Below are 22,381 nucleotides of genomic sequence, written 5' to 3'. Positions count from 1 at the left end.
GATCATTGTTTGTGGGTAAATCCCCGGTAAAGGCGAAAGCCGCCATACAGGATGGCAGCAACGCCGAATATAATAGTCAGTATGGGATCGTCATCCAATCGTCCCCCAAAACTTAGATTCAATTGTTTGCGAAAGAGAAAGGCCAATCCCAAAACAGTCCACAAAAGACCCATCACATAATTATAAATGGTCTGCGGAGAGAGGCCGGATCTGTTTTTTTCTTTTTCCACTGATCAAATTCAGATTTATTTACGAAGGGTGGAAAGATAAATAAAAATTACTCTTCCAGGCCTATAAAAGTTACTGGTTGGGTGAAATACATGGAAATAGATTGGCCGTTTTGTTTGCCCGGATTCCAGGCAGGCATTTTCCGCACCACCCGTATCACTTCCTGATCCAGCTCCCGTCCTCCGCTTTTTACGATCTCCCATTGGGAAATCCGACCATCCAGGTCCACCAGAAATTTGATCATAACAGTCACCTGTGTCCCGGGTTCAAGATCTTCCGGTGTACGTAAATGTTTGCGTAAAAAATTCATCATCGACTCGGTTCCACCGGGAAAGGAAGGAGCAAAACTGGGACCGAATTCCTGGGGTTTCTCAGGTGTTTCCGGTGCCTGAATGCCGCCTCCGGTAATGTCATCACCTGCTTTTTGGTTGGGGTCAGTCGGCGGCTTTCCGTCAACGGTCTTATCGGAAACCACCGAAGTATTCAGCATATCCAAATCAGGCATATCAGCAACCTTATCATCATCCACAATCTGAATGTTACTTACACTCTTTACCTGTTTTACCTGTTCGGCAGGTTTCGGTTGTTCTGGTTCCTTTGGCTTTTCTTTGGGAAGCTCAACGGTTTTCAAAATCACCGAGTCACGGACCGATACCGTAGCCGATACACTCTTATTCTCTCCCAATGAAGTCAATGTAAAAAACAATCCGGCTGCTAAAAATGTCGTCACCATTGCTTTTAGCAACCGGTTGTTATAATTACGGCGCAAGGCATAGGCGCCATAGTTCTTGTTGCGGTGCTCGAAAATAATATCGAGCATATCCGCTTTGAGGATCTCTGCGTTCGTCATGGCTATACTTTTTATTGAGATGCGGAGGGGGGAGAATTCCATATTTTTGGATGGTGGTTGTTGGATGATGGATGATGGATGATGGATGATGGATGTTGGATGTTGGTTGTTAATCAATAATTGACAGACCAAAATTTTGATAGCATAGCTAACCACCATCATCCAACATCCAACATCCAACATCCACCAACCAACCTCAAATCACAACACCTATGCGCATCCTCATGGTCTGTCTCGGAAATATCTGTCGTTCTCCCCTGGCGGAAGGCATTTTGCAACACAAAGCAGATGAAGCCGGATTGAATTGGATCGTTGAAAGCGCTGGCACCAATGGCTATCATAATGGAGAGGCACCCCATCATCTTTCACAAAAAGTGGCACGGTTGAATGGAATAGATATCAGCCAGCAGCGTTCGCGTAAACTTCATCCGGATGATTTTGATAAATATGATAAGATCTATGTGATGGCGGAAGAAGTGCTGGATGATATAAAGCGTTTGGCTAAGAATAAATTTGATCCGGCCAAGACAGAATTTCTGATGAATGAACTTCATCCCGGAAAAAACCTGGATATACCCGATCCCTGGTATGGGCCAGAACCGGGTTATCATGAAGTATTCAAAATGATCGAGGAGGCCTGCGAGGCGCTCATCCGGAATCATACTGCCGGTTAATACTCCGTGTCCTTTGTGTCTCCTTTGTGTCCTTCGTGTCCTCCTACGACAGGCTTGCGTAGGAGGACACGAAGGACACAAAGGAGACACAAAGGACACGAAGGGGGCAAATGCTAAAAATCACCAAATCCTGATCTATCTTTGCGCCCATGGCAAAACCCCAGGTTTCCCTCCCTCAAGGCACACGCGATTTTGGTCCGGATGTGGTTCGAAAAAGGCAGTTTATTTTTACCACCCTTCGTACTGTTTTCGAGCTATACGGCTTTCAGCCCCTGGAAACACCTGCCATGGAAAATCTGGATACCCTGATGGGGAAATATGGTGATGAAGGGGATAAACTCATTTTCAAAATCCTGAATAACGGGTTGAATGACCCAAAGAATACAGAGAAGGCCAGTGCTGCCTTTCAACAGGTACTGGCTGGTAAAAATGACAAAAACCTTACTGAAAGGGCCCTTCGGTATGACCTGACCATTCCCTTTGCCCGGTATGTAGCCATGAACCAGGGTCAACTTGTCTTCCCTTTTAAAAGATACCAGGTACAACCGGTATGGCGCGCCGACCGTCCACAGAAAGGACGCTACCGTGAATTTTATCAATGTGATGCAGATGTAGTAGGCAGCACCTCATTGCTGAATGAACTGGAGCTCGCAGGTATTTATCATGAAGCACTGAGCCGGTTAGGTCTGAAGGGTTATACCATCAAGATCAATTCACGAAAGATATTAGCCGCGCTCGCCGAAGTTTGCGGAGGCCAGGATAAGATGACAGACATCACCATTGCAATCGACAAACTGGATAAGATCGGTCTGGAAAAAGTGAAAGAGGAACTGGCCGCCAGAAACCTGCCGGGTGAAGCCATCGCGTTGATCGAAAGATACCTGAATATAAAAGGGAATGTACAGGAAGTATTATCCGGACTTGACACCCTGGTCGGTTATACTGAAAGCGGGAAAAAGGGATTACAGGAACTCCGGTACATTTTTGATAACCTGACCGATCCTTCTATCCCGATTGAACCCGACCCTACCCTGGCACGCGGACTGAATTATTATACCGGGATCATTTTTGAGGTCAAAGCCCCGGATACAGTGAAGATCGGGAGTATAGGAGGCGGTGGACGATATGATGACCTGACAGGCACTTTTGGCGTACCGGGTATTCCGGGTGTTGGAATCTCTTTTGGGGTCGACCGTATCTATGATGTGATGGAAGAACTGAATTTGTTCCCACCCGAAGTAGCTGGAGGTACGCGTGTCCTTTTTGTAAATATGGGAGAAGCAGAAGCAAAGGCCGCTCTGGGTTTGGCCATGGAGTTACGAAAAAAAGGTATCTCAGCAGAGATCTATCCCGAAACTGCAAAACTTGACAAACAATTCAAATACGCCGACAAAAAAAATATTTCCTTTGTGGCGATCATTGGAGAACAGGAATTGACCAACCGTCAATGCCAGTTAAAAGATCTCGCAACAGGGGAACAAAGGTCTGTTCCGTTTAGCGACCTTCCGGATTATAAGTTCTAAACCTTTATTATGAAACATATGAGAAAATGGTGCCTGCTTCCGCTGGCCCTCCTTACCCAAACAATTTTGACAGGTCAAACAGACCCTGTTCTTTCAGTGCCTTCCGATGCACAAATGGTCATTCATGTAAACCTGGGCAAACTGGCTAAGAAAATGCCCTGGTCATCGGTCTCCAAGCGCGATATCTTTCAATACCTGCTGAAAGATATACCCTCCGAAAAGCAAGCGTATTTCACCGATCCTTCCAATTTGGGGATCGATTTTTCATCCGGTCTCTGGATCGCCATAAAGCAAGACAAAACAAATGAGCGGTCACCTGTTAATTATGTCATGCTTACTGGATCAATCGCGGATGAAGGACGGTTTTCCAATATGGTGGCTTCCATGAATAATAAGTCCACCTCGCTTCTCCATCAGGAGAACGGGCATTTTCTGATCGAGGGGAATAACAGTCTTGCCTGGAATACCAAACAATTTGTTTTGTTGGCTTCGCCAAGTCTTGAAAAAAAGGCCGCCAAAACAGTGGATAAACGAATGCCCAAGTCATTTTACACCCAAAAAGTAAAAGAACTGGCCGGCTATTTATATCCTGATGCACAAAAAAGTATGTTGAAAGATCCACGTTTTCAACAATTGCTCCAGCTGGATTCAGATATTCGGATATGGAGTGATGGAAGCGTTGACCTGAAAGGAAAATATGCAAGAAATGACCTGCCGAATGGACTGAACCTGGGTCTGATGACCAAAGGGAACTATAAAGCCACAACGATCGATTTTGAGCAGGGAAAGATCGTCTCCACCACCCGGCAATGGCTCAATGACAGCCTGGCCCCGATCATGAAAAAAATGTACAGCCGGCCGATGAATACCGCGCTTTTACAAAAGATACCGGTGGGCAATCCCTTGATGGTGATGAGTTTTTCCATGGATATGGCCGGAGTGGAGCAGTTTTTTAATCAGTCGGGTATCAGTAAACTGATGAAGAAGGAGTTGGAGGCCTCCAATATTAAATTTGAAGATTTTCAACAAGCCCTGCAAGGAGATATTCTGATGGCCGCCGTATTACCTGAATCCTATGCCGATCAGGAAGAGGAATCCCCTGAAACACGCAGAAATCCGTTTACAGATATTCAAATTTTTGTCGCGGCCACGGTAAAAGATGAGAAGAAAATGAAGAAACTGGTTGATACCATTCAATACAATATGGAGATCGCCAAAAAGAGAAAAGACAGTATCCGGGCTGCACAGATCGAATCATGGGCAATGCCGGATAGCCCGGCTGTATGGTCCCCCTTGGTAGATTCATCCTCTGTGGAAGAGGAAATGGTAATGGAGGATAGTATTTCATATCTGTCGGATACTACAGCAGTGGAAATTGAAGAGATTGATCTGGATGATATGTCTTTCCCTACCCCACCCCCACCAAAAGAAGTTTTCAAACCGGTGATGGATATCAGTGATGGACTTTTTGTGATGACTTTCTCTGATAAATCTTTAAAAGCATTTAAAGAAAATAAAAGCAACCCGGGGATGAAGGCTTTTGCTGATCTGTATGGCAAAAAGCCGATGGTGTTTACCCTTGATATGAAGACCTTGATGGGATTTCTGGGACCCATATTGGGATCAAAATTCTCTTCCAAGGAGGACGAAAACCCGCTCGCGGTACTGGATGTCTTTGATAAGTTGATCGTTTCCGGAGGAGAATACAAAAACGGGAGCATTGCGTCTGAATCCGAGATCCGGCTTTCCGATCCTTCGCTCAACAGCCTGGAAACGGTGATGAACTTCCTGGATATGTTTGGAAATGTCGTGGATAGGATCGGAAAGGGTGCCATAATTAAGGATGAAGAACTGGATGCTCCCAAGGAAGAAAACGTGTATAGTGCGGATGATGTACCCCCACCTATGGAAATAAAAATAGAACCCTCGACAGAGGTGGATATGAAGGCTGATTTTGTGGGTGGTGAAAAAGCCTGGGCCAAATTCCTGAAAAAGGAATTGAATACACAAGTTCCTACTAAGAATGGTGCGCCAAAAGGTCGCTATGCGGTCGTGATCGAATTTGTGGTTAAGGAAGATGGAAGCTATGCCGATTTCATTGCCCTTACCAATCATGGCTTTGGCATGGAAGAAGAGGCCATGCGTGTGTTAAGCGCCGTAAAAAAATGGAAACCGGCTATGAAGAATGATAAGCCGGTGGAGTCAGTCTATAAGAAAGAGATCGTATTTGTTGTCGAAAAATAATGGCTAAAAGCAAATAGCTAATAGCTTTTAGCCATTAGCTATTTGCTTTTAGTTAACTTAAATCCTTCTCCAGCTATAAGCCGGCTGTTTCTTTGTCCCATCCAGAATATACCCTCCCGCTTCAATATGAACGGCCACTACTTTGCCGGCTCCATCCCGTTTGAAAAGGGCGGTACCATTGAATTCAACGATGGTATACAGGTCTTTATCCTGTTTAACCAGCAAGGAAGTCCCTGCGCTTGAGGTAATGGTCAGGGTGCTGTCGCTCAGGATCACTTCTACCTCAGGTACTACACTTCCTTCCGCAAATACGTACACACCTACATAATCACTTAGGGAATCAGGCTTTTGCTGTGCCTGGGTTGAAAAAGCCCCCGCCAGAAGCAGGAAAAGGAAAAGAAATGGTTTTCTCATGATGCAAATTTTTTTAAAAATTAAGATTTCGCCCCCTCTTGTCCAAATTAACTTCCCGTGAAGACCTACCTTTGCCAGATGGCCGAGAAAAAGAATATACGTCATTTGACCAAGGACCAGGTACATGCCTATATCGAAGACCTGGGGGAAATGAAGTTCCGCTCCCAGCAGATCTGGGAATGGTTATGGATCAAACATGCCCATAGTTTTGAGGAAATGACCAACCTGTCGAAGGAATTGCGCCAGAAACTGGCGGAGGAATTCACCTTGCCGGCCCTTACGATAGATACAACCCAGTACAGTGCCGATGGAACGGTTAAATCCCGTTTCAAAACCCATGACGGCCATCTGGTGGAAGGGGTGCTGATCCCCACTGAAGAGCGCAAAACCGCTTGTGTATCCTCCCAGATCGGATGCAGCCTGAGCTGTAAATTCTGCGCCACCGGGTATATTGACCGCAAACGCAACCTCGAATTTGATGAGATCTATGATGAGGTGGTGTTGATCAACCAGCAAAGTGAAAGGATACATGGCAAGAAACTCACCAATATCGTTTTCATGGGTATGGGTGAACCCTTGTTGAACTATAAACATGTTTTAAGATCCATTGAACGGATCACGGCACCCGATGGCCTGGCAATGAGCCCCCGCCGGATCACCGTTTCCACGGCAGGGGTAGCCAAACAGATCAAACAACTGGGTGATGATAACGTCAAATTCAAACTCGCCCTCTCCCTTCATGCTGCCAATGACCGCAAGAGACATGAGATCATGCCCATCAATGATACCAACAACATACAATCATTGATCGATGCCCTGAATTATTTTTATAAGAAAACAAAGAACGAGATCACTTTTGAATACATTCTGTTCAAGGATTTCAATGATTCCTTCCAGGATGCGGATGAACTGATCAAGATCTACCGTCAGGTTCCTGCCGATCTGATCAATATCATCGAATACAACCCGATTGATTTCGCCAGCTTTGCCAAACCCGATGAGAAAAAGGTAGAAGCTTTTATGCAATACCTGGAAAAACACCGGGTCAATGCACGGTTGCGGCGTAGCAGAGGGAAGGATATTGACGCGGCTTGCGGGCAATTAGCTAACAAAGAGGCTTGATTTTCGTGAGGCGTGAGACGTGAATAGTGAAGGTTTACTACACACGCCTCACGTCTCACGTCTCACGCCTCACGATTCACGTCTCACGCCTCACGTCTCACATCTCACGAAAATCCCCTACCTTCGCCGCATTCCTGTTGTAAAACAGCATACTCATCATGAAGAAAAAAGCCTCCTCCGGCCGGAAATCAGCGGCCTTCGACAAATTCAAGAAAACAAAGAGCAACGCAGCCCGTAAGGAAGAATTCCGCCAGGAAAAAAGAAAGTGGAAGAAAGAACGGGAAGAATTCTTTGAAAAAAAGAAAGCAGAAAAAAGCTATCCTTCGCCTGGTCGCACCGTGTCAGGCCCCACCATTCTCAAGAAAGAAGGAGCCGGAGAAATGCCGTTGAACAAATTCATTGCACATAGTGGTGTTTGCGCAAGGCGTGATGCAGCCCTGCTGGTGAAAGAAGGTAAAGTAAAAGTCAATGGACAGGTCATCCTTGAACCTGGGCATAAGGTGAATCCCCGCGATGAGGTGAAGGTGAATGGGAAGAAGATTCAATTGGAAAAGAACCTGGTCTATATCCTGCTCAATAAACCCAAGGACTATATCACTACGACGGACGATCCCCAAAATAGAAAGACGGTTTTTGAATTGCTGAAAAGTGCACCCCGTGAACGGATGTTCCCGGTTGGCCGGCTTGACCGAAATACCTCCGGTGTATTATTGCTTACCAATGATGGAGACCTTGCCCAACAATTGACCCATCCCAAACACCAGATCAAGAAAGTATATGCGGTGACCCTTGACCGCCCACTGGATCAAAAGGACCTGGAGCGGATCGCAAACGGACTGACCCTGGAAGATGGACCTATTACCGTAGATGCCATTGCCTATGCCGATACAAAGGACAAAAGCCATGTGGGTGTGGAAATTCACAGTGGTCGTAACCGCATTGTACGACGGATTTTCGAACACCTGAAATATGATGTAAAAGGTTTGGACCGGGTTGTCTTTGCCGGATTGACCAAGAAAAATGTAGACCGTGGCAAATGGCGCTTTCTTTCAGAAAAAGAGGTACGCGACCTGAAACATTTTGGAAAAGGAAAATAGCCATGCGGATTGAAGATTGGATCATAGCAGAAACAGCCGATGGTGTGGCCCTGAATAAGCCTTCCGGTGTGCTTTCCATTCCCGACCGGGAAGGAAAGGAATTTTCTCTCAAGTCATTACTCAAAGAAAAATATGGCGAGATCTTCGTGGTGCACCGGATTGACAGGGATACCAGTGGACTGATCCTCTTTGCCAAAAATGCCGAAGCCCATAAACACTTTTCGCTTCAATTTGAACACCGGGCCACCAAAAAGATATACCTCGGACTTGTTTTGGGTACACCTCCTCTGGCATCCGGCACCATCGACGCACCGATTGCCGAACATCCTCATAAAAAGGGAATGATGACGGTTCATCGTCAAGGTAAGGAGGCTGTAACGGATTATGAAGTGTTACAGGAATTAGGCCCCTATACGTGGATGCAGTTTCGTATCCATACCGGCCGTACACACCAGATCAGGGTTCATATGAAGGACCTCGGACATCCCCTGGTAGGTGATCCCATATATGGAGATGGCAAACCTGTCCTCCTCTCCTCTATTAAAAAGAAATTCAACCTTTCCAAAAAGGAAGAAACAGAAAGGCCCTTGCTCAACCGCCTGGCACTTCATGCAAGCGCATTGACGATACAAGATTTGGCGGGAAATGATTGGCCACTCGAAGCACCTGTTCCCAAGGATCTTCGGGCTACCCTGACACAGTTGGAGAAGTGGAAATAATTCAACTAAGTATCTGCAACAAATACTCTTTTCAACTTTTTATTTGCTCCCCACATCATAACGCAGCGTAATTCCATAGGTCACCGGATCACCCAAAACACCTGCATAGTGCCCGGCATTTCCGGCAGCCGGCAGCAATTGCTCGAAATAATCTTTATCAAGAATATTTCGACCCCATACAAAAAGCGATAATCCTTCCGAGGCCCTGAACCCTGCTCTGGCATTTAACAATACATACCCTTCAATATTCAAATACCTGGAGGGGCTTGGACTGGAAGAAAAAGACGAGCGGTAATAGATATCCGTAGCAAGGAATAGCTTCCCGGTGAACCGGTTCAATAATTTTTTATTCCCGGATTGAAGTTCAGCTCCGAGTGAACCCGCCCATTTGGAAATGCCAGGTAAGGTTTGTCCGGAAACATCTTTAAAAGCCGTCGATCCTCCGGTTTCCTCCAATGGAACAGGAGCATTGGTAAATTTTACATACTTTCCTTCAGTATAAGCAACAGAGGCCGTGAGGGAGAAATGGGTAGAGGCGTAATAACTTCCATCCAGTTCGACACCCAATACCTGCACGCGCTCGGCATTGGCCAGGTATCCTCTGTTGACGCCAACTTCAGCGGTTTGTACGTTGGTCTGATAGTCTTTAATACCGGTGCGGTGAAAGACAAGGTTGAGGGTTGTTTTCTCATTTGGATGCGTCTTTACCCCCAATTCGGTATGAGTAACATATTCAGGTTTTATTCTTGCCAGTTCAACCAACACTTCTCCATTTGCGGTGGGCAGCCCTCCCAGGTTTACACCTACGGGCTTGTAACTGGTGGACACTGTAGCAAACGCGTTGAAACGGCTGGAAGGTTTGTACGCCACGGTAAACTGTCCGGAAAAATTATGCTCGTCTGCATTCGCTTTAAAAGCCTGGTCAGAATACACTTGTCTTTTCAATGCCAGCAAAGCAGCATCGGATGTTTGCAAACCTCCATAGGTCTGACGCAAATAATCAACGTCCTTTTGATCATAATTGTAGCGAACACCAGGTAAAATATGTAGGTGCGTGACCAATTCCCAGTCAATCTGTGCAAATGCAGCCGCGCCAAATGATTTCAGTCGGGAGGTGGTTCGAATACCATATCCTTCAAATAATCCGGGGGTTGACCAATTGCTACTGGTGGTGCTTTGTGAAAAACGCCACTGTGCTGCGCCGGATTCTTCCGTATGGTAAGGATCGGTCTTCAGGTCTTGTCCAATAAGAAATACACCCACAACCCCACTCAGGTTCTTTGCCAGGTCACCGGCATACCGGAGTTCCTGGGTCCATTGATGGTGTTTGGAAGGTGCCTGCGAATACGTAAGCACCGGAAGTCCCGTAAAGTCCCGGTCATTTGATGGATCCCAAATCCAATAACGCCAGGCCGATGTGCTTGTTAAAGTACCGTTGCCCAATTTGAAATCCAGGTTCACCGAAAAACCTCCGAGATCATTCCCCGAACGCCAGGTGGTATTGTGGTCAATTAACCGGTCAAAGGGGTTGCGACTCGGAAGGTCATAGTTCAGATCAGCAATGATCTGTTCAAATTGCCGATACGGCGCCCGTAAGGTTTGGGCCACCCCTGCCACAACCTGTGCATATCCATTCGGCCGTTGGCGCGATGCATCGCCCACAAATGTGATATCTATCTTCTCCGAGGGTTTGAATAATAACTGACCCCTGATGCCGAGATTGTTCAGGTCATTCACCCCTTTCTGTGTATTTACATCCGTCAATACTCCATCACGCTGTGTACCTGAAAAGGATAATCGTCCGGCCCATTTTTTACCCAATGGCCCGGTAATGGAACTTTTAGCCTGTACAAAACCGTAATTGCCATAACTGACTTCCAGGTGTGCACCTGCCGTAAAACGAGGCGCCCGGGTGGTAATATTAAAAGCCCCTGCTGTGGTGTTCTTGCCAAACAACGTACCCTGTGGGCCCCGTAATACTTCTATCTGATCAATATCAATAAAATCCAATGTCGTGGCTGCCGGCCGTGCATAATAAACCCCATCTACATAAAATCCTACGCCTGGATCAATGCCATCATTTGTCAACCCAAAGGTGGATCCAATGCCACGAATGTTAAGGGTGGTGTTGCGGGGATTGGAAGAGTATAATTGTACGGTCGGAACGAGTTCCTTTACCCGGTTCACATTGAATGAACCCGACTCATCAATGGTTGAACCTCCCACCACCGAGATCGGTATGGGGATATCCTGCGCCGACTCGCGACGACGACGGGAGGTAACAACAATATTCCCGAGTATCTGGTTATTCAGCAATTTTATGGATAATCCCAAATGGTTTGAATCGTTTACTTCGATCTCCACCCCTCCGTAACCTACCAGCGTAATATATAATACCAAAGGCAAGGGCTGAATGGTCCGTAATGAAAACTGACCAGTTGAATCGGCGAGTGCAAACTCACTCTTTCCTTTTACCAGAATGGAAGCACCTGCTGCCGGTTGACCATCCTCTGTCCGGATATTCCCCTGAATGGTTGTTTGTGCTACCACCAAAGTTGACCAGAATCCGGTAACCAACATCAGGTAAACGATCTTTCTCATACACTTGGTTTTATTAGTCTACTAATTTTATAGACTTTTAATTTAAAAAAATATCGCCGAAGCGAAATGGGCTTTGAGCACTTGCCCCTTTTGACTATTTATTAGTCCACAAAAATAGTAGACTTTACGATATCTCTTACATTTTTACTAAAATATTTTTATTAAAATTCGTATGCTCCAAAGGATGACCACTGAACCCAGAAGTAAAAACGATGCTTTCCTCGGAAGTTTTCCGGCGAGTCTGGCGGCAATCGGGGCAGCCAGTACCCCACCGATCACCAGGGCCATGATCACCTGCCAGTTCTGCACCCCTATCAAAGTAAAGAAGGTAAAGGCACTGGCGAGGGTAACAAAAAACTCGGTCAGGCTCACAGAACCTACTACATAGCGGGGTGTACGTCCTTTGGTAATAAGGGTAGAGGTAACAATAGGGCCCCATCCACCGCCTCCAAAAGAATCGAGAAAGCCGCCAGCTCCTGCGAGCCAGCCATATCGTTTGAATTTACGCTTGTTTCCCACGGTCCGAAAAGCATTGACAAATATTCGAATGCCTAATAAAAGGGTATAAGCGGCCATGGCCGGGCGCAGGTATTTCAGATGTGTATCGTCAAAATAAACCAGCAGTAAGGCACCGATCACCGCCCCTATAACACCTGGGATGACCAGGGCCTTGAATAATTTCTTATTAACGTTACCAAACTTGTAGTGACTATAGCCTGATGCGCCGCTGGTAAACATTTCCGCCGTGTGGATACCGGCACTGATCGCAGCCGGGCTCACCTGGGCGGTTTGCAGTACAATGGAGCTGGTAACCCCGTATCCCATACTCGTAGCCCCATCCACCATTTGTGCCAGGAATCCAGCCAGTACCATCCAATGAAAATTGGGATCAAGTGTCCTGTACCAGGCCACCGTGTCGTCTGCCATTTCGCGAAGCGGGAGATAGGAAAAAATAAAATGCCCGATCAACATCAGGGCAAACCCGATCAGGGAATAGGTAGCGATCCTACGCCATCGTCGGGCATTCAGGGTGTTCTCATTCTCGGAGAGGACCTTGGTGATATCATTGAGCTTTTTTACTTTATAAGAAAAATCACCATCGAGTTTGTTCCGGACCTTATGCAGATTATCTATCACTTCTTCCAATTCTCCGGGCAAGTGATCATGCAGCACCTCCTTGATCCGCTTGGCCATGGTAGGTGATTTGCCATTGGTGGAAATAGCAATTTTCAGGTTGCCTTTTTGGACAATACTGCTCAGATAGAAATCACAAAGTTCAGGGGTGTCTGCCACGTTCACCAGTATGCCCGCTTCATCCGCTTTTTGCCGAACCTCAACATGTAGTGCCTGGTTATCGGTGGCAAGTATGACCAGATCTTTCCCTTCCAGATCAGCATCTTCAAACTCTCGCTGGTGTAAACCACAATGGGGGTGCCGGGCAAGCAATTTATGAATCTCCTCTTTTACTTGTGGCGCGACGATCGTGATCCGCGCTTCCGGTGAATTGGTCACCAGTGCCTGCAATTTTTCAAGGCCTACATTTCCGGCTCCGACCAATAGTGTTTCCAATTGGTCAAGCTTGAGGAAAATGGGATACAAAACATTCTTTTCTTTCTTCATAATCAGCTGGTCATGCAAAGTAAATCTAATATTCCTGGCTTTTTATCCATTCCTTAGCTTCTTTCGCGGCGTAAGATATGATGATGGAAGCTCCGGCCCTTGTCAGGGCGGTCCATATTTCCAAATGCGCCAGTGCCCGGTTCGCCAATCCCTTCTCCACCAGGGATTCCAGTGCCGCATATTCCCCACTCACATGATAGGCGGCAATGGGTTTACGTACCTCATCCGCTAATCGGACAATGATGTCGGCATAATGCGTGGCCGGCTTCACCATTAAAATATCCGCACCTTCATCCGCATCACGCAACGCACTGACCAACGAATCCCTACCATTGTTTGGTGAAATCTGATAAGTTCTCCTATCCTTCAATCCTTTAAATCCTAATAATCCTGGTCCGGAGTGACAGGCATCCCGAAACGGCCCATACCATTGCGAACTAAACTTGGCTGCATAACTCATGATCATCACTGCTTCCTTACCCATAGCGTTCAGTGCTGCCCGTATCGAACCGATCCGTCCATCGGTCATATCACTGGGAGCGATACAATCGGCCCCTGCCTGTGCTAACTGAAGGGCATACCGGGTCAGTACGTCTACCGTCAGATGATTGATCAACCGGGTATGGTCTTTATCCAAAATGCCACAATGACCATGTGTGGTATAACTGCAAAGACATAGATCACTCGCTAACCAGATATCGTCTCCAAATTCCGCTTTCAATCGGCGGACCACCGAAGTGGCAAAAGTAAAGTCAAATTGATCTGCTGTCTTTTTTGCAGGAATGGGAAACAGAAGGAATTTATGAATTCCGTTCGCTATGCACGCGGTCACCTCTCCGGCAATTTCATCCGCTGGAAACACGTAGATACCGGGAAGGCCTTCTACTGTTCGCTTTTCCTCTATCCCTTCCTCAACAAATAAAGGCTGGATAAAGGCCCTGTGCGACAGATGTACATCGGCCACCAATTCTCTCACGAGGGTGCCCGTCCTTAATCGGCGTTGACCGATGGGCTGGAAGATCTTCTCCATTGTATAAAAGATTTGATCGTTGGAAATACGACGGGCGCGAGTCCCGCCTGTTTCAATTGCTGCGCGGTTTCACCAAAAGGACAGGCATGAATAACACCTGGTTTCAATTCCCTCTGATAGATTTCATACTGTCCTTTACTCGTCCAGAACACCACATCCGCTTCCCGGATGGCCTGGGCTAATTCGGGAACATACCGGGGAATCAACTGATGCGTGATGGCGGTTTTCCATCCCTTCTCCTTCCAAAGCCCGGCGGCTTTTGCATGGGTTAAGACCAGGACATTTTCTTTCTTAATTTGAAGAACCGGTTTTTCCCACAGGGGAATAAGGCTCTCCAACCCCAACGCATCGGCACAACCTTCTACCTGGATACCTTTCCCCGCTAATTCAAACCAGGTCTTACTACCAGCCGCCCACACTCTTTTATGGCTAAGTAAATTAACCCAGTCCTCTCCGTGTCTGGGATCACTGAGGCTCTTATAATTTGCAACATAGACCACCGGTTCTTTAATGAGATCGGGTGCGGGGAAAAATGAATAATCATAAAACGATCGCATATGATCGGTGCTGGAGAAGATCGTCTTACCCTTCCAATCCGGATCAGGCAGGTTGCTGAAATGGGAAAATGCCATTCCCGATTCATCGCGCCCCGCTGCGTAAGTGGTTTTTTCACCATTGTAATAGATCGTGGTCACCCCAAATCGTTGCAGGCAACCCTGACCGTAGCGAAGACCCGTCATTTTTTCGCGCACGGCATCCTCCCATATCTGTTCATCATTAATGGCCTCCAAGAGACCCGAAGCATTATCCGCATTTGGCAGGGCTTCCACTACGATTGCACCCTGACATGGAGCCGGAACACAATCCAACAGGGGTAATACGATACGGATAAATCCATACTGCTTCATTGCCTCTTCTATCTCCGGCCATAGACGGTTCAATCCGGCAGCTGCGAGAATGGTGCCATCAAATTCTCCCAGGTGAAGTTTTCGCAAGCGGGTCTCCACATTTCCCCGAATCGGCTTCGATTTAATTTGAACCGGCAGCGATTGTTGCGGAAGTGCCTTTTGCAAAAAATCAAGGGCCATTTCTTCGCGACGTGGTGAACATGTTCCAATGGTGATCGGTTCACCACGACTTACTTTTTCCTCCCATCCGGATCGGAGCAGGGCAATATCATGGGTATCCTCCCGATCAACAACGGCAAAATGGTGGTCGCCAAAAAAATGCGCACTGCTCATATCCTTTAGAGAGTGGACAGCCAGATCGGCCTCCCCCCTTTCCAGGGTTTCAATGATCTCACGGGTGAAAAAATCCGTTCCCTCTACCGTATGCAATGGAATATCCTTTAGCTGATCGCCCCGGCTGGTACGGGGAACCAATTCAACCTTTAGCCCCGGCATCGCCGTTTCGATCTTCCGCCTAACGATCTCCATCTGCCAGCGGGAGAGCGCGGAAGCGCGTCCGGTCAGCCTGATTGTTGCCATGCAATATTTTTTTTAAGCTATATGCCAGGTGTTGAATATGACGGGTCTCATGTCGCGCCGTAACAATAAGGCGCAAACATTCTTCTCCAACCGGTACGGTGGGGTAATTAATAGGTTGTAAATAAATGCCCTGTTCGCTTAACAATCGGTCGGCAACCTGTCTGCAAGCATCAGCACCGGGAACCGGCACAATAGTGATATGGGAAGGATTGGATAAAAAGTGTACACCTTCCCGGGTAAGCGCTTCGCGCAATGCTTCCACCTTTGTAAATAGCAAATTCCGATCAGCATCCTGTATCAGCGAGATACTTTTATGCGCGGCACTGCAAATGGCAGGGGGCAATGAAGTAGTAAAAATAAATCCGGGGGCATGACTGCGAACAAAATCGATGAGGTAGTTAGCCCCGGTTATATATCCCCCAAATACACCGATGGCTTTGGATAGTGTACCATTTAAAATATCGATTTCCGATTGAAGTCCTTCGCGTTCCAATATACCAGCTCCTTCGGGCCCATACAAACCCACCGCATGTACTTCATCAACATAGGTAAGCGCCTGGTATTTTTTGGCCAACTCAATGATCTCTTTCACGGGCGCAATCGATCCACTCATGGAATAGACCGATTCAAAAACGATCAGCTTCGGAGTATCTACCGGCAGGGAACGAAGCAATGATTCTAAATGCACCACATCATTATGGCGGAAAATGAATTTTTTATTCTTGCACCCGCGCATGCCTTCAATAATGGATGCATGGTTTCTTTCATCCGAAAAGAAAACAAGTCCATCGATATGCCTCGCCAAGGTTTGAAGCGTAGTGAGATTGGCCTGGTAAGCCCCATTGAAAAGCAGGGCCGCTTCCTTTTTATGCCATCGGGCCAGGAGTTTCTCCAGCTCCAGATGGTACACCGTAGTACCGGAAATATTGCGTGTACCCCCGCTTCCGGCTCCCGCCCGGTAACCCGCATATGACAATCGACCGATCACTTCTTCGCGTGTACTCATGCCCAGGTAATCATTGCTGCACCAGTTCACAGCACTTCGCCTGGCACCATCCTTACCCTCGTAATAAAACTGGGGGAAATGCTGGGCGCTCTTATTCACCTCCAGGAAATAGCGGTAACGCCCCTCCTGCTTCAATGACTCCAACTTTTGCTCCAATAACTCCCGGTACATGAATATTTTTATATCCTACAAAAATAGTAGACTAATTAACCCCACCCAAATTAATCTGTTGATACAAACGGTGGTTAGTTGGCTTTATAACAGAATATTATTTTGTGGTGCGGGGCGCTCACCTTAATTTTGAATAGTCTACTCAAATAGTAGATTATTAGTGTATATATATCCTGCTATCCTTAAATCGTTAGCAAGGTTTCAATACGTCGTTAAATCAAAATAACCTGGTATGCAGAGTTTTCGTACGGAACTGGAGAACCCGTTGGTGGAAAAAGACATCCTTGAACTGGAGCGGAAGATCCTCCTCTTTCGGGAAGGGAAGATCGATGAGGAGAAATTCAGGAGTTTGCGTCTCGCCCGTGGCGTATATGGCCAACGGCAACCGGGTGTACAGATGGTGAGGATCAAGTTACCCTATGGTAAAATGACGCTGGCACAGTGGTGGCGGATCAGTGATGTATCGGATGAATACTCTACGGGCAACCTGCACCTGACCACGCGGCAGGATATACAGATTCACTTTGTGAGTTTGGACCGTACCCCGGAGATGTGGGCGGAGTTGGAAAAGGATGACGTTACCATTCGCGAGGCCTGTGGTAATACCGTACGAAACATAACTGCCTCGGACATGGCGGGTATCGACAGCGAAGAGCCCTTTGATGTAACTCCCTATGCCCATGCCCTGTTTGAATATTTTTTGCGTAAACCCTTTTGCCAGGAAATGGGGCGTAAGTTCAAGATCGCTTTCAGCAGTTCAGAAAGAGATACAGCCTTGACCTTTATGCATGACCTGGGTGCCATTCCCCGGGTCCGGGAGATCAATGGAGAATTAAAAAGAGGATTTAAAATTGTTATTGGCGGAGGACTTGGCGCTCAACCACACCTGGCGGTCACCACCCATGAATTTCTGGAAGAAGAATTACTTGTGCCCTATGTAGAGGCAGTCCTGCGGGTATTTGACCGGCATGGTGAACGCAATAGCCGGCATAAGGCCCGGATCAAATTCCTTATACAGAAAATTGGCATTGATGCCTTTAATACCCTGGTCACGGAAGAACAACTCGCACTAACCTTTCCCCGGTACACCATACCGGGTCGGGAGAGTCAACTACCTCCTATACCCAAGCCCGTTTTTGAACCCGTATCCCTCCCTGTTGACCAGGCCTTTGCCTTTGAGCGTTGGAAAGCCACGAATGTGGTACCGCAAAAACAAGCAGGTTACTATGCCGTATATGTGCGTGTTCCCAATGGTAATATCAGTAGCACAACCAGTCGTCAGCTGATCGCTGATTTGCGGGAAGTGATCGCCGATGATGTCCGCGTAACGATCAATCAGGGACTTCAGTTCCGGTTTGTACAGGAAGCATCCCTCCCTTATATCTTCCAGGTATTATCGAAAGAGAACCTGGCCGCTGCCGGATTTGGGAGCGTAGCCGACATCACCAGTTGCCCGGGTACCGATACCTGTAACCTGGGAATCAGCAACAGTACCGGGACGGCCCTGGCCCTCGCCGAATTGATCGAAGAAGAATATCCTGAATTGCTGTATGATAAAAGCCTGAGTGTAAAGATCAGTGGTTGTATGAACAGCTGTGGACAGCATGGCATTGCCTCTATTGGTTTTCATGGTTCCTCCCTGAAAGCCAAGGGCCATGTATTACCGGCCCTTCAGGTGCTGGTGGGTGGTGGTGTGATCGGCAGTGGAGAAGGCCGGATAGCCGATAAAATTCTCAAGGTACCTAGCAAGCGGGCGCCGGAAGTGCTTCGCACCCTGTTAAATGATTTCAAAGCCAATGCCCTTGAAGGTGAGCGGTATGATGCCTTTGTACTGCGATTGGGTGATAAATATTTTTATGAGCTGCTCAAACCACTGGCCAATCTCGATACCTTACTCGATGAGGACTTTATTGATTGGGGGCAGCGTGAAAAATTCGCTACCGCTATTGGAGTGGGGGAATGTGCAGGTGTAATGATCGATCTGGTCTCTACTCTTTTTCTGGAAGCCGAAGAGAAAATCACGCTTGCCAGGGAATGTATCGAAAGCGGAGCCTGGGCCGATGCCGTTTATCATGCCTATAGCGCACAGGTGCATGCTGCCAAGGCCTTACTCCTCAAAGAAGGTGTTCAATGCAATACCCAGCATGGCATACTTCGTGATTTTGATATTCATTTTACCCAGAATGGAAAATATACTGCCAGGCCTTCCTTCCAGGAAGCAGTGTTGGCGATCAACAAGGAACCTGCGACTGAAGCATTTGCGAAAAAGTATTTGGGCGAGGCGGAGGAGTTTGTGAGGCGGGAGGCGTGAGGCGTGAGGCGTGAGTTTCGTGAGACGTGAGAGGTGAGGGGTGAATTGTGAATAGTGAATAGTGAATCAGTGGAGAGTCACTACTCACGTTTCACGTCTCACGTTTCACGTCTCACGCTTCACGTTTCACCTCTCACGATTCACGTCTCACGTCTCACGTTTCACCTCTCGCGCTTCACGTCTCACGTCTCACGCTTCCCGATTCTCGATCTCTGTAAACACCGACCCGGGCCCCGGGGCGGCTGGGTTAAACCAGTGAAAGGGGGTATAAAGGGATACAACCTGCCCGATGATGACCAGGGAGGGGGAACTGAATTCCATATTAGCGAACTCAAGTGTGGCCGTCTCCAGGGTACTGGTATGGACCTGCTGATAGACCGTTGTAGCTTGTTCGATCACAGCCAGCGGTGTGGAGGGTTGCCGGGAATAACGAAGGAGTAATTCAACCAGTCCGGCAATATTCTTAGAGGCCATATAGAACACAAGGGTATCATTGGTATTGGCCAATTGTTTCCAGCGTTCCGGGTTGTACTGGCTGTTGGGATTAAACGTAAGGAACTGTACAGCCTGGGCATGTTGCCGGGCTGTAAGCGGGATACCTGTATAAGCAGAGGCGCCACTCGCGGCCGTTACCCCTGGAATGATTTCATAGGGAATACCTGCTTCAACCAATGCTTCCAATTCATCCAGCATATTGCTGAAGATTGCTGTATCACCGCCTTTTAGGCGTAACACTTTTCTTCCTTTCTGCGCCTGTTGAATCATCAGGGCTGTTACTTCCTCCTGAACAAAGGAACCGGAATTATAGCCCTGTTTTCCGGCAAAAAGAATTTCTGCCTGAGGGTTTGCAAAGCGGGAGATGATACGAGGATTCACAAGCCGGTCAGTGATAATGACCTCTGCTTCTTCGAGTTGTTTTTGCAATTTGACCGTGATGAGTTCCTCATCACCAGGACCTGCCCCCGCCAAAATCACATATCCTCTTTCCATTGAAGTTGTCATACACGGTACTTTCCTAATAAGACACCCATAACCGTCTTACTGCTGCAAGAGAACGGCGGCAACCGTACTATTACTGGTTTCATCCACCAATACAGCACTTCCGTTGGCACTCAGCCGGTCGAAACGATCATATACAAGCGGCGAAGCTGTTTTGATCACGGCCTTTACTACCTCGTTGAGTCTCACTCCATTCTCCACCGGAATCTGCTGAAGGGTATTTACATCCAGCTTATAGGCTATTTGGCGAACGACAGCCCGGACCAGACGGCTATTGTGTTGTATTAAATATTTGTTACCGGGCTGAAGAGGCTTTTCATCCATCCAGCACAGCAGGACTTCTATCTCATTATTTACCTGTGGGAGATTATCGGATCTTACAATGCTGTCACCCCGGCTAATATCAATATCATCAGCCAGGTGAATGACTCCGGCCTGAGGTGCAAAAAGTTCCTCCACTTCCTCACCGGCGATCTCCAATTTTTTTATGGTGGATTCCAGTCCTTGCGGCAGAACGGTCACCTTATCACCCTTTCGGTAGATCCCACTGATGACCGAGCCGGCATAGCCCCGGTAATCATGTAATTCTTCTGTTTGGGGACGTATTACAAATTGCACCTGAAAACGTGGATCAGCCAGATTGATATCGTCTTTAACTTCCACTTCTTCCAAAAATTGCAAGAGTGGCCTTCCCTCATACCAGGTCATCACGGTAGAAGGATCAACGATATTATCGCCCAGCAAAGCACTGATGGGAATATAGGTCACCTGTTTTAACCCCAACTGCTGGGCCACTTTGGCATATTCGATCACGATATTGTTGTAGACATCCTGGGAGAATTCCACCAGGTCCATTTTATTGATGGCCACAACAATATGTGGTATTTGTAAAAGCGATGCAATGATGGAATGGCGACGTGTTTGCTCCACCACACCCTGCCGGGCATCGATCAACACGATCATGAGTTGGGCATTTGATGCACCTGTGATCATGTTGCGGGTATATTGTACGTGTCCGGGCGCATCGGCAATAATGAACTTGCGCTGTGGGGTTGTAAAATAGCGATAGGCCACATCAATGGTGATCCCCTGCTCACGCTCCGCCCGTAAACCATCTGTAAGCAAGGCCAGGTCAACCTGCCCGGCTTCCATATTCTTGGTAGAGCGCTCGAGTGCTTCAAGTTGATCCACCATGATGTTCTTGCTATCAAAAAGCAGACGCCCGATCAGGGTGCTCTTCCCATCATCTACACTTCCGGCGGTTATGAATCGTAGTAGGTCCATCATTTCAGGTCTTTGCTTATAGCTAATTGCCAAAAGCTAATAGCTATTAGTTATTAGCCTTTAGCCTTACATTGATTAAAAGTATCCGTTCTTCTTCCTGTCTTCCATGGCAGCTTCGGTAACCTTATCATCGATCCGCGTTTCACCGCGTTCGGATATCCGGCTGGCAATGATCTCTTCAATCACCTGATCAAGGGTGGAAGCAGTTGATTCCACAGCAGCGGTACAGGTCATATCACCCACGGTACGATAGCGTACCTGCCGTGAATTGATCTTATCATTGGCATCGATCTGAATAAAAGGGGATACGGCAATAAGCTGTCCCTCATGTTCCAGTACTTCGCGCTCATGCGCAAAATAGATCGATGGTAAAGGAATTTTCTCCCTACGGATATAATTCCATACGTCCAGCTCCGTCCAATTGCTGATGGGGAAGATCCTTACATTCTCTCCTTTATGGATCTTTCCGTTGTAGATATTCCAAAGCTCTGGTCTTTGCAACTTGGGGTTCCACTGACCAAATTCATCACGCACCGAGAATATCCGTTCTTTGGCGCGCGCCTTTTCTTCATCCCGGCGGGCGCCACCGATACAGGCATCAAATTCAAATTCCTCAATGGTATCGAGAAGGGTGTAAGTCTGTAACCAGTTCCGGCTGGCAAATTTTCCTTTGGGTTCTGTCAAATTTTTGGCACGGATCGTATCCTCTACTTTTCGCACGATCAATTGGGCATTTACCTCTTTGGCCAGTGCATCCCGAAACTCAAGGGCCTCGGGAAAATTATGTCCGGTATCGATATGTACTAATGGAAAAGGGATCTTTCCGGGAGCAAAAGCTTTACGTGCCAGGTGAACCATGGTGATCGAATCCTTACCACCACTGAACAACAAACCAGGACGCTCAAACTGGGCAGCTACTTCACGAAAAATATGAATGCTCTCTGCCTCCAACTCCGCTAAATAATCCAAATGATAGGGACTCATGCAAATACTATTAGTCT

At 47.3% G+C, this 22,381-nt stretch carries 18 protein-coding genes; 7 read left to right on the top strand and 11 right to left on the bottom strand.

From position 1 onward, the window contains the following. Positions 1 to 2: 2 nt before the first annotated feature. On the bottom strand, positions 3 to 230 hold the full coding sequence (locus J0M30_06195; GenBank protein ID MBN8667079.1) for a hypothetical protein: 228 nt from the start codon (positions 228 to 230) through the stop codon (positions 3 to 5). 47 nt (positions 231 to 277) lie between these two features. Continuing rightward, positions 278 to 1,078, bottom strand: coding sequence for an energy transducer TonB (locus J0M30_06190; protein MBN8667078.1), 801 nt, complete (start codon positions 1,076 to 1,078; stop codon positions 278 to 280). A gap of 224 nt (positions 1,079 to 1,302) precedes the next feature. On the opposite strand from J0M30_06190, the gene J0M30_06185 reads away from it, so the two are divergent. From J0M30_06185 to J0M30_06175, 3 genes are all read left to right on the top strand, one after another. After that, positions 1,303 to 1,752: a low molecular weight phosphotyrosine protein phosphatase gene (locus tag J0M30_06185; protein MBN8667077.1), complete on the top strand. Its 450-nt coding sequence runs from the start codon at positions 1,303 to 1,305 to the stop codon at positions 1,750 to 1,752. 149 nt (positions 1,753 to 1,901) lie between these two features. Continuing rightward, complete coding sequence (locus J0M30_06180; protein ID MBN8667076.1) at positions 1,902 to 3,275, top strand: histidine--tRNA ligase; 1,374 nt, start codon at positions 1,902 to 1,904, stop codon at positions 3,273 to 3,275. Between the two features lie 18 nt (positions 3,276 to 3,293). Then, complete coding sequence (locus J0M30_06175) at positions 3,294 to 5,519, top strand: DUF4836 family protein (protein ID MBN8667075.1); 2,226 nt, start codon at positions 3,294 to 3,296, stop codon at positions 5,517 to 5,519. A 57-nt stretch (positions 5,520 to 5,576) separates the two neighbouring features. Here the strand turns inward: J0M30_06175 and J0M30_06170 are convergent, their stop codons facing one another. After that, on the bottom strand, positions 5,577 to 5,933 hold the full coding sequence (locus tag J0M30_06170) for a hypothetical protein (protein MBN8667074.1): 357 nt from the start codon (positions 5,931 to 5,933) through the stop codon (positions 5,577 to 5,579). A 78-nt stretch (positions 5,934 to 6,011) separates the two neighbouring features. On the opposite strand from J0M30_06170, the gene rlmN reads away from it, so the two are divergent. The 3 genes from rlmN to J0M30_06155 all read left to right on the top strand — a co-directional run bounded on the left by rlmN (position 6,012) and on the right by J0M30_06155 (position 8,871). Then, positions 6,012 to 7,055: a 23S rRNA (adenine(2503)-C(2))-methyltransferase RlmN gene (gene rlmN, locus J0M30_06165; protein MBN8667073.1), complete on the top strand. Its 1,044-nt coding sequence runs from the start codon at positions 6,012 to 6,014 to the stop codon at positions 7,053 to 7,055. A 158-nt stretch (positions 7,056 to 7,213) separates the two neighbouring features. Further along, positions 7,214 to 8,152, top strand: coding sequence for an rRNA pseudouridine synthase (locus tag J0M30_06160; GenBank protein ID MBN8667072.1), 939 nt, complete (start codon positions 7,214 to 7,216; stop codon positions 8,150 to 8,152). A gap of 2 nt (positions 8,153 to 8,154) precedes the next feature. Continuing rightward, positions 8,155 to 8,871, top strand: coding sequence for an RNA pseudouridine synthase (locus J0M30_06155; GenBank protein ID MBN8667071.1), 717 nt, complete (start codon positions 8,155 to 8,157; stop codon positions 8,869 to 8,871). A 39-nt stretch (positions 8,872 to 8,910) separates the two neighbouring features. Here the strand turns inward: J0M30_06155 and J0M30_06150 are convergent, their stop codons facing one another. The 5 genes from J0M30_06150 to hemA all read right to left on the bottom strand — a co-directional run bounded on the left by J0M30_06150 (position 8,911) and on the right by hemA (position 16,786). After that, positions 8,911 to 11,451 carry a TonB-dependent receptor gene (locus J0M30_06150; protein MBN8667070.1) on the bottom strand — a complete coding sequence of 847 codons (2,541 nt, stop codon included), beginning with the start codon at positions 11,449 to 11,451 and terminating at the stop codon, positions 8,911 to 8,913. A 168-nt stretch (positions 11,452 to 11,619) separates the two neighbouring features. Next, positions 11,620 to 13,092 (bottom strand): TSUP family transporter, encoded by a 1,473-nt coding sequence (locus J0M30_06145; protein ID MBN8667069.1) that lies wholly within the window; start codon positions 13,090 to 13,092, stop codon positions 11,620 to 11,622. A 25-nt stretch (positions 13,093 to 13,117) separates the two neighbouring features. Next, positions 13,118 to 14,122 (bottom strand): porphobilinogen synthase, encoded by a 1,005-nt coding sequence (hemB, locus tag J0M30_06140; GenBank protein MBN8667068.1) that lies wholly within the window; start codon positions 14,120 to 14,122, stop codon positions 13,118 to 13,120. Further along, complete coding sequence (locus tag J0M30_06135) at positions 14,083 to 15,609, bottom strand: hypothetical protein (protein ID MBN8667067.1); 1,527 nt, start codon at positions 15,607 to 15,609, stop codon at positions 14,083 to 14,085. The genes hemB and J0M30_06135 overlap by 40 nt, the downstream gene beginning before the upstream one ends. Beyond that, positions 15,545 to 16,786: a 5-aminolevulinate synthase gene (gene hemA / locus J0M30_06130; protein ID MBN8667066.1), complete on the bottom strand. Its 1,242-nt coding sequence runs from the start codon at positions 16,784 to 16,786 to the stop codon at positions 15,545 to 15,547. Before hemA ends, J0M30_06135 begins: the two co-directional genes overlap by 65 nt. Positions 16,787 to 17,018: 232 nt before the next feature. Between hemA and J0M30_06125 the strand changes: the two genes are divergently transcribed. Continuing rightward, positions 17,019 to 19,097 (top strand): HEPN domain-containing protein, encoded by a 2,079-nt coding sequence (locus J0M30_06125; protein ID MBN8667065.1) that lies wholly within the window; start codon positions 17,019 to 17,021, stop codon positions 19,095 to 19,097. 189 nt (positions 19,098 to 19,286) lie between these two features. Here J0M30_06125 and cobA read toward each other — a convergent pair whose 3' ends face one another. From cobA to cysD, 3 genes are all read right to left on the bottom strand, one after another. Beyond that, positions 19,287 to 20,099 carry a uroporphyrinogen-III C-methyltransferase gene (gene cobA / locus J0M30_06120; protein MBN8667064.1) on the bottom strand — a complete coding sequence of 271 codons (813 nt, stop codon included), beginning with the start codon at positions 20,097 to 20,099 and terminating at the stop codon, positions 19,287 to 19,289. A 36-nt stretch (positions 20,100 to 20,135) separates the two neighbouring features. Beyond that, complete coding sequence (locus tag J0M30_06115; GenBank protein ID MBN8667063.1) at positions 20,136 to 21,380, bottom strand: 50S ribosome-binding GTPase; 1,245 nt, start codon at positions 21,378 to 21,380, stop codon at positions 20,136 to 20,138. A gap of 75 nt (positions 21,381 to 21,455) precedes the next feature. Beyond that, positions 21,456 to 22,364, bottom strand: coding sequence for a sulfate adenylyltransferase subunit CysD (gene cysD, locus J0M30_06110; GenBank protein ID MBN8667062.1), 909 nt, complete (start codon positions 22,362 to 22,364; stop codon positions 21,456 to 21,458). Positions 22,365 to 22,381: the final 17 nt, after the last annotated feature.

Source organism: Chitinophagales bacterium (assembly GCA_017303415.1).
Lineage (GTDB): Bacteria > Bacteroidota > Bacteroidia > Chitinophagales > Chitinophagaceae > SpSt-398.
Note: the sequence above shows the minus strand (reverse complement) of the source record. Positions and strands in the feature narration are given on the sequence as shown.

What these genes read in the sequence shown, in the direction of transcription:
- J0M30_06180 (MBN8667076.1), top strand. Translation starts at nt 1,902, where the DNA reads ATGGCAAAACCCCAGGTTTCCCTCCCTCAAGGCACACGCGATTTTGGT.
- J0M30_06145 (MBN8667069.1), bottom strand. Translation starts at nt 13,092, where the DNA reads ATGAAGAAAGAAAAGAATGTTTTGTATCCCATTTTCCTCAAGCTTGAC.
- J0M30_06160 (MBN8667072.1), top strand. Translation starts at nt 7,214, where the DNA reads ATGAAGAAAAAAGCCTCCTCCGGCCGGAAATCAGCGGCCTTCGACAAA.
- J0M30_06135 (MBN8667067.1), bottom strand. Translation starts at nt 15,609, where the DNA reads ATGGCAACAATCAGGCTGACCGGACGCGCTTCCGCGCTCTCCCGCTGG.
- rlmN (MBN8667073.1), top strand. Translation starts at nt 6,012, where the DNA reads ATGGCCGAGAAAAAGAATATACGTCATTTGACCAAGGACCAGGTACAT.
- J0M30_06150 (MBN8667070.1), bottom strand. Translation starts at nt 11,451, where the DNA reads ATGTTGGTTACCGGATTCTGGTCAACTTTGGTGGTAGCACAAACAACC.
- hemB (MBN8667068.1), bottom strand. Translation starts at nt 14,122, where the DNA reads ATGGAGAAGATCTTCCAGCCCATCGGTCAACGCCGATTAAGGACGGGC.
- J0M30_06170 (MBN8667074.1), bottom strand. Translation starts at nt 5,933, where the DNA reads ATGAGAAAACCATTTCTTTTCCTTTTCCTGCTTCTGGCGGGGGCTTTT.
- cysD (MBN8667062.1), bottom strand. Translation starts at nt 22,364, where the DNA reads ATGAGTCCCTATCATTTGGATTATTTAGCGGAGTTGGAGGCAGAGAGC.
- J0M30_06190 (MBN8667078.1), bottom strand. Translation starts at nt 1,078, where the DNA reads ATGACGAACGCAGAGATCCTCAAAGCGGATATGCTCGATATTATTTTC.
- cobA (MBN8667064.1), bottom strand. Translation starts at nt 20,099, where the DNA reads ATGACAACTTCAATGGAAAGAGGATATGTGATTTTGGCGGGGGCAGGT.
- hemA (MBN8667066.1), bottom strand. Translation starts at nt 16,786, where the DNA reads ATGTACCGGGAGTTATTGGAGCAAAAGTTGGAGTCATTGAAGCAGGAG.
- J0M30_06185 (MBN8667077.1), top strand. Translation starts at nt 1,303, where the DNA reads ATGGTCTGTCTCGGAAATATCTGTCGTTCTCCCCTGGCGGAAGGCATT.
- J0M30_06155 (MBN8667071.1), top strand. Translation starts at nt 8,155, where the DNA reads ATGCGGATTGAAGATTGGATCATAGCAGAAACAGCCGATGGTGTGGCC.
- J0M30_06175 (MBN8667075.1), top strand. Translation starts at nt 3,294, where the DNA reads ATGAGAAAATGGTGCCTGCTTCCGCTGGCCCTCCTTACCCAAACAATT.
- J0M30_06115 (MBN8667063.1), bottom strand. Translation starts at nt 21,380, where the DNA reads ATGGACCTACTACGATTCATAACCGCCGGAAGTGTAGATGATGGGAAG.
- J0M30_06125 (MBN8667065.1), top strand. Translation starts at nt 17,019, where the DNA reads ATGCAGAGTTTTCGTACGGAACTGGAGAACCCGTTGGTGGAAAAAGAC.